This is a genomic window from Micromonospora tarensis, from assembly GCF_016803395.1.
Taxonomy (GTDB): Bacteria; Actinomycetota; Actinomycetes; order Mycobacteriales; family Micromonosporaceae; genus Micromonospora; species Micromonospora tarensis.
The window spans coordinates 1-6664 of sequence record NZ_JAEVHL010000305.1 but is presented as its reverse complement, the minus strand read 5'-3'; the positions used below and the strand labels follow the sequence as shown (position 1 = coordinate 6664).

Sequence of the window (6664 nt, the reverse complement as noted above, 5' to 3'; positions counted from 1 at the left end):
ATCTTGACCAGGCGGCGGTGCCGTGGTCGGGTTTCTGGATGGGTGAGCAGTGGCGGGCACAGTTCGACGCGGAGGTGAGCTTCGCCAACGGCGGCGGGCCACTCGCGCGGATCTTGACCAGGCGGCGGTGCCGTGGTCGGGTTTCTGGATGGGTGAGCAGTGGCGGGCACAGTTCGACGCGGAGGTGAGCTTCGCCAACGGCGGCGGGCTGCGTACCGAAGGCTTTCGGCTGGACATTCCTGGTCAGGACATCAGCGACGAGGACCTGGCGGCGTTGTTCGTCCGGCACCTCGGGCTGCTGATGGTCGCCGACGTCCGGATCAGCGCCAAGACGATCATCGAGGAGCCGCACAAGGGCGGCCGGGGTGTCGCCGCCGAAGAATCCGGCACCGATCGTCGGCTGATCGAGCTGAGTCACGTCATCAGCGACGGGATGACCACCCTGCCGGGTTGGCCGGGCCCCCGGATCACCGACTGGTTGACCTTCGCGGCCTCCCGCGAGCGGTACCCGCCGGGCACCGAGTTCCACGTGGGCCAAATCGACATGATCGCCAACACCGGCACGTACCTGGACACTCCCGCCCATCGCTGGGCCGGCGGTGACGACCTGACCGGGGTGTCCCTGGACCGCCTCGCCGACCTGCCCGGGCTGGTGGTCCGGGTGCCGGCCGGCAGCCGGGCGGTGGACCGGTTGATGCTGGCCCCGTACGAGGTGGCGGGGCGCGCGGTGCTGCTGCACACCGGGTGGGACGCGCACTTCGGAACCGAACGGTACGGCGCGCCGGAGGCGCCGTATCTGACCGGGGACGCCGCCCGGGCGTTGGCCGACGCGGGCGCGGCTCTGATCGGTATCGACTCGATCAACATCGACGACATGAGCCCGGCGGCCGGCGGCGTACGCCCCGCGCACAGCACGCTGCTCGCCGCCGGTATCCCGATCGTGGAGCACCTGACCGGCCTGGACGCCCTGCCACCGGACGGGTTCCGGTTCACCGCGGCCCCTCCGATGGTGGCCGGCATGGGCACCTTCCCGGTCCGCGCCTTCGCCGTCGTCGACGCCTGACGCCACCGCCCACAGCCGCCGCCCACAGCCGCCGCCCAGAGCCCACAGGAGCCCACCCGGGGAGCAGCCGCCCGGGGAGCAGCCGCCCGAGGAGCAGCGACACCGGGCAGGGGTGGACGGCATGGCGGTGAGCCGACACGATTTCGACGGCGAGACCGCAAGCCGTCGCGCAGGTCTCACATCTGGGGGAACGATGCCCGCCGAGGGAGTTGGCAGTGATCCGCGTCGCCGCACCACACCCGCCCGGTGGCGGGTGTTGGGGCACCCGGAGGGGATGCTGATCTACCAGGTGCGGTGCATCGTGGAGCACCACGGTTGGACGGAGCCCGCCGCCGTGGACCGCCACAAGGTCATCCTGGGGCGCTCCGGGGCGTACCGGCTCCGGCTCAACGGTCGGGTCGAGCTCTCCGATGCGACCTCCGTGCTGCTCACCCGCCCCGGCGACGAACTCGCCGTGGCCCACCCGTTCGGCTGCGGCGACTCGTACACCTGCCTGGAGATTGATCCGACGGTGCTGGCGGACCGACCGGACGCGGTGGGCTGGCTGGACCGCGGCGGCTGGTCCGGGACCTCGGACGCCGGGCTGGACCTGGCGCACCGGCTGCTGGTGGCCGAGTTCCGGCGCGGGCTGGACGGGTTCGAGATGTCCGAGCGGCTGCACCGGTTCCTGACTCGCCTGCTGCGGCACAACCCGCTCGGCGCGGACGACGCGGATGGCGGGGTCGACCGGGCGGTACGGCGGCGACCGGCGACGCTGGCCGCGCACCGGCGGTTGGCCGACCGCGCCAGGGAGGTGTTGGCGAACTCCGGCTTCACCCTCGGTCTGGACGAGGTCGCCCGGGAGGTCGGCAGCTCCTCGCACCACCTCAGCCGGGTGTTCCATCGGATGACGGGCAGCAGCCTGACCGCCTATCGGAACCGGCTGCGGGTGCGGGCGGTGCTGGACACCCTCGCCGAGCCCGACGGCCGTCCGCTCGGCGCGCTCGCGACCGACTACGGCTTCGCCGACCAGGCACACCTGACCCGGGTGGTCCGGGAGCAGGTGGGCCACCCGCCGGCCCGGCTGCGCCGCCTGCTCACCCCGGTGCCGGAACGGTAGACCCGGACGGCGTGACCACGACGTCGGCCAGCTTCGCGGTGGCGCGTCTCCTCACCCGCGCGCCGCCCCGCACCCTCGACCAGGTCAGAGCCCAGCCGGGGCGTCGGACCTCCCCGAACAGGTCCGCGTGCCCCGCGCCGGCCCCCGTCGGCCACGTCCGGGCCGACACGAGCCATCCTCGGGGCATCGGACCCCCGCCGTCTTGAAGAAAATTGCCCGAACCCGCCCGCTCCCGTCGACCCGGCGCTGGCCAGGTCGCGCCTCGGGCCCGGCACCGGAGGTGGGGCAGCACCGCGCGGACGACTGACCGAGCACCCGCGCGGGCACCCGCCGAGCCGCTCCTCAGTAGCGCACCGCTATCCGGCGCCCGACGGCGTCCACCCGCATCTCACCGCCGTACGGGATGATCAGCTGCGGGTCGGTGTGGCCGAAGTCGACGTCGAAGACCACCACCGCGTCCGGGTGGTACGCCGTCACGGCGCGCAGGATCGCGTCCCGCTGGGCCTCGCCCCACGCCCGCCGTTCCGGCACCGACAGTGGCTTGTCGAAGTCCCACGCCTTGGGTCGACCGACCACGATGGCCCCGAAGGCGGCGAGCAGGCCCCGCTCCCCCATGTTCCGGACGATCCGGAACACCTCCTTGGCACCGGGCAGTTCGTTCGAGGTCTCCACGATCAGCACGGACCCGGCCAGCTCGGCGACGGTCGGCACCCGGTCGGTGGCCATCAGCCAGTGCAGGATCTCCAAGCAGCCGCCCCAGGTGGGCCCCTGCACCACCCGCTGCGGGCCCTGCCAGCGCCATCCCTCGCCGGGCAGCATCTCCGGCTCGTCCGCCAACGTGTCCGGCTCGGTCCACGGGTTCGGCCGGTCGCCCCACTGGCGGGCGGGCGTCAACTCGTACCAGTCGCTGGTGAAGAGGGCGGCGCGCAGTGAGGCGAAGGTCAGCGGGTGCGGCGAACCCGGCCGGCCGAGGTGCACCAGCACCGAGCCGCCGTGGTACGCGACCAGGCCCAACCGGTACAGGTGGTTGAGCATGTTCGTGTTGTCCGAGTAGCCGAAGTACGGCTTGGGGTTGGCCCGCAGCACCTCGTCGTCCAGGTGCGGGGTGACCGTGATCAGGTCGTCCCCGCCGACCGTGGCCAGTACCGCGGTGATGCCCGGGTCGGCGAAGGCGGCGGTCAGGTCGCGGGCCCGCTCGCGCGGGTTCGCCCCGGTGGCCCGGGTGGTCGGATACTCCACCGGCTCCAGGCCGAACTCCTCGCGGAGCCGGCGCAGCCCCAACTCGTACACGTGGGGAAAGAGGGCGGGCAGTCCGGCGGAGGGCGAGACGACCGCGACCCGGTCGCCCGGCCGCGCTTTCGGTGGATAGCTCAGCGTCCCCATGATCGAAGGCTAGTCGCCCCACCAAGTTCTTTCCGTCCGGCGGTTCCCGCGACGGGGAGCGCCCGTCCCCGCCTCGGGCCGCCCGGGACGGTGGTTGAGATCACGTCCGAAAACACCCACCCGGAGGCAGCGGATCGCCAGGGGGCCCTCCAGACATCCGGCCCGCGCGGATACCATCCAGTAAGTCGACAGCGCTGTCCTTCGTATCCACGCAAGGGAGCGCACCGTGACCGACCAGCACGACCACGACGGCCCGGACGCCGCACTGCGCGCCGACATCCGCCGACTCGGCACCCTGCTCGGCCAGACCCTGGCCCGCCAGGAGGGTCGCCCACTGCTCGACCTCGTCGAGGAGATCCGCGCCCAGGTTCGCACCGACGCCCCGGCCGCCGCCCAGCGTCTCGGCGGGCTGGACGTGACCACCGGCACCAAGCTGGCCCGCGCCTTCTCCACCTACTTCCACCTGGCCAACATCACCGAGCAGGTGCACCGGGCGCGGGATCTGCGCCGTCGCCGCGCGGTGCAGGGCGGCTGGCTGGACCAGGCCGCCAAGATGATCGCCGAGCGTGGGGTGCCGGCCGAGGAGATCGCCAACGCGGCACGTCGGCTGGCGGTCCGACCGGTCTTCACCGCACACCCGACCGAGGCGGCCCGCCGCTCGATCCTGTCCAAGCTGCGCGCGATCGCCGACGAGTTGGACACCGAGACCGCCAACGCGATCCTCTACGGCGCCAGCGACGAGGGCCCGGCCAACCGCCGGCTGGCCGAGCTGCTGGACCTGATGTGGCAGACGGACGAGCTGCGCCTCGACCGACCGGACCCGACCGACGAGGCCCGTAACGCCATCTACTACCTGCGTGACCTGTACGCCGAGGCCGCCCCGCAGGTGCTCGACGACCTGGCCGACACGCTGCGCACACTCGGCGTGGAGACGTCGCCGACGGCTCGCCCGTTGAGCTTCGGCACCTGGATCGGCGGCGACCGGGACGGCAACCCGTTCGTCACCCCGGCGGTGACCCGCGAGGTGCTGACCATCCAGCACGAGCACGGCATCGCGGCCACCGAGAAGGCGATGGACCACCTGATCAACGAGGTCTCGGTCTCCCGCCGGTTGCGCGGGGTGTCCCTGGACCTCTCCGCCAGCCTCGCCGCCGACCTGGACGCGCTGCCCGAGGTGGCGCAGCGGTTCCGCCGGGTCAACGCGGAGGAGCCGTACCGGCTCAAGGCACGCTGTGTGAAGGCGAAGCTCGCCAACACCCGGCAGCGGTTGCGCCAGGGCACCGCCCACGTACCGGGCCGGGACTACCGGGGCTCGGCCGAGTTGATCGCCGACCTGGACCTGCTGCGCGCGTCGCTGGCCCGCAACTCCGGGCAGCTCACCGCCGTCGGCCGGCTGGCCTCCACCATCCGTACGGTCTCCGCCTTCGGCCTGCACCTGGCCACCATGGACGTCCGCGAGCACGCCGAGGCGCACCACGCGGTGCTCGCCCAGCTCTACGAGGCGGTCGGTGAGGTCTCCGACTACCCGGCGTTGACCCGGCTGGAACGCACCAAGCTGCTCGCCGACGAGCTGACCGGCCGTCGGCCCCTGTCCACAGTGGACACCGCGCTCACCGAGCCGGCCCGCAAGACGTTCGACGTGTTCGGGACGATCCGGGAGGCACAGGACCGGTTCGGCACCGAGGTGATCGAGTCGTACATCATCTCGATGACCCTGGGTGTCGACGACGTGCTGGCCGCTGTGGTGCTGGCCCGCGAGGCCGGCCTGGTGGACGTGCACAGCGGCCGGGCCCGGATCGGGTTCGTGCCGCTGTTGGAGACCCCGGCCGAGCTGAACGCCGGGGGCGAACTCCTCGACGAGTTGCTGTCGCTGCCCGCGTACCGGGCGTTGGTGACCGCCCGGGGTGACGTGCAGGAGGTCATGCTCGGCTACTCCGACTCGAACAAGGAGGCCGGGATCACCACCAGCCAGTGGTCGATCCACCGGGCGCAGCGCGCGCTTCGCGACGTGGCCGCCCGGCACGGGGTGCACCTGCGGCTGTTCCACGGCCGGGGCGGCACGGTCGGGCGCGGCGGCGGGCCGACGCACGAGGCGATCCTGGCTCAGCCGTACGGCACGATGGACGGCGCGATCAAGGTGACCGAGCAGGGCGAGGTGATCTCCGACAAGTACACCCTGCCCTCGCTGGCCCGGGAGAACCTGGAGCTGACCCTCGCCGCGGTGCTCCAGGCGACCCTGCTGCACACGGCCCCCCGGCAGCCGGCCGAGATGCTGGAACGCTGGGACGCCACGATGGACGTGGTCTCCGAGTCGGCGTTCCGGTCCTACCGGTCGCTCGTCGAGGACCCGGACCTGCCGGCGTACTTCTGGGCGTCCACCCCCACCGAGTTGCTCGGTGCGCTGAACATCGGCTCAAGGCCGGCGAAGCGCCCGAACACCGGTGCGGGGCTGTCCGGGCTGCGGGCCATCCCGTGGGTGTTCGGCTGGACGCAGACCCGGCAGATCGTGCCGGGCTGGTTCGGCGTCGGGTCGGGGCTGGCCGCCGCCCGCGAGGCCGGGCTGGCGGACGTGCTGGCCGAGATGCACCGCAACTGGCACTTCTTCCGGACGTTCCTGTCGAACGTCGAGATGATGCTGACCAAGACCGACCTGAGCATCGCCCGCCGGTACGTCGAGACGCTGGTGCCGAAGAAGCTGCACCCGATCTTCGAGCAGATCGAGCAGGAGTACGAGCTGACCAAGCGGGAGGTGCTGGCGATCACCGCCGCACCGGCCCTGCTGGAAAACTCGCCGGTGCTCCAGCGCACCCTGGCCGTCCGCGACACCTACCTGGAGCCGCTGCACCACCTCCAGGTGGCGCTGCTGCGGCAGTACCGGGAGTCAGGCGCCGCCGGGCGGGCGATCGCCACCGCCCCCGGCGGCCGACGCGCGCCGAGCGACGGCACCGCCCTGGAACGCGCGCTGCTCACCACCGTGAACGGCATCGCCGCCGGAATGCGCAACACCGGCTGATCAACAGGTACGAGTACGGGCCCCGGTCGCAGCGACCGGGCCCGTACTCGTAGGTCTGCGAACAACTGTCAGAAGTCGCCGCCGCCGAAATCCCCGCCCCCGAAAT

At 72.3% G+C, this 6664-nt stretch carries 5 protein-coding genes; 4 read left to right on the top strand and 1 reads right to left on the bottom strand.

What is annotated here, in order from left to right; genetic code table 11:
- The 3 genes from JM949_RS38100 to JM949_RS32175 form a co-directional block, all read left to right on the top strand.
- A partial coding sequence (locus JM949_RS38100) for a hypothetical protein (protein WP_238434272.1) occupies positions 1-188 on the top strand: 188 nt, incomplete at its 5' end.
- Positions 149-1063, top strand: coding sequence for a cyclase family protein (locus tag JM949_RS32180; protein WP_203151852.1), 915 nt, complete (start codon positions 149-151; stop codon positions 1061-1063). The genes JM949_RS38100 and JM949_RS32180, both read left to right, overlap by 40 nt.
- Before the next feature lie 193 nt (positions 1064-1256).
- Complete coding sequence (locus JM949_RS32175; RefSeq protein ID WP_203151851.1) at positions 1257-2162, top strand: helix-turn-helix domain-containing protein; 906 nt, start codon at positions 1257-1259, stop codon at positions 2160-2162.
- A gap of 342 nt (positions 2163-2504) precedes the next feature.
- On the opposite strand, the gene JM949_RS32170 is transcribed toward JM949_RS32175, so the two are convergent.
- A complete protein-coding gene (locus JM949_RS32170; protein ID WP_203151850.1) occupies positions 2505-3545 on the bottom strand; it encodes a S66 family peptidase in 1041 nt (346 codons plus the stop codon).
- 226 nt (positions 3546-3771) lie between these two features.
- On the opposite strand from JM949_RS32170, the gene ppc reads away from it, so the two are divergent.
- Positions 3772-6558 carry a phosphoenolpyruvate carboxylase gene (gene ppc / locus JM949_RS32165; RefSeq protein WP_203151849.1) on the top strand — a complete coding sequence of 929 codons (2787 nt, stop codon included), beginning with the start codon at positions 3772-3774 and terminating at the stop codon, positions 6556-6558.
- The last annotated feature ends 106 nt before the right edge of the window (positions 6559-6664 follow it).

Bases quoted from the DNA above. Each gene is read 5' to 3' on its own strand.
- JM949_RS32180 (WP_203151852.1), top strand. From the start codon at position 149: ATGGGTGAGCAGTGGCGGGCACAGTTCGACGCGGAGGTGAGCTTCGCC.
- JM949_RS32175 (WP_203151851.1), top strand. From the start codon at position 1,257: ATGCCCGCCGAGGGAGTTGGCAGTGATCCGCGTCGCCGCACCACACCC.
- JM949_RS32170 (WP_203151850.1), bottom strand. From the start codon at position 3,545: ATGGGGACGCTGAGCTATCCACCGAAAGCGCGGCCGGGCGACCGGGTC.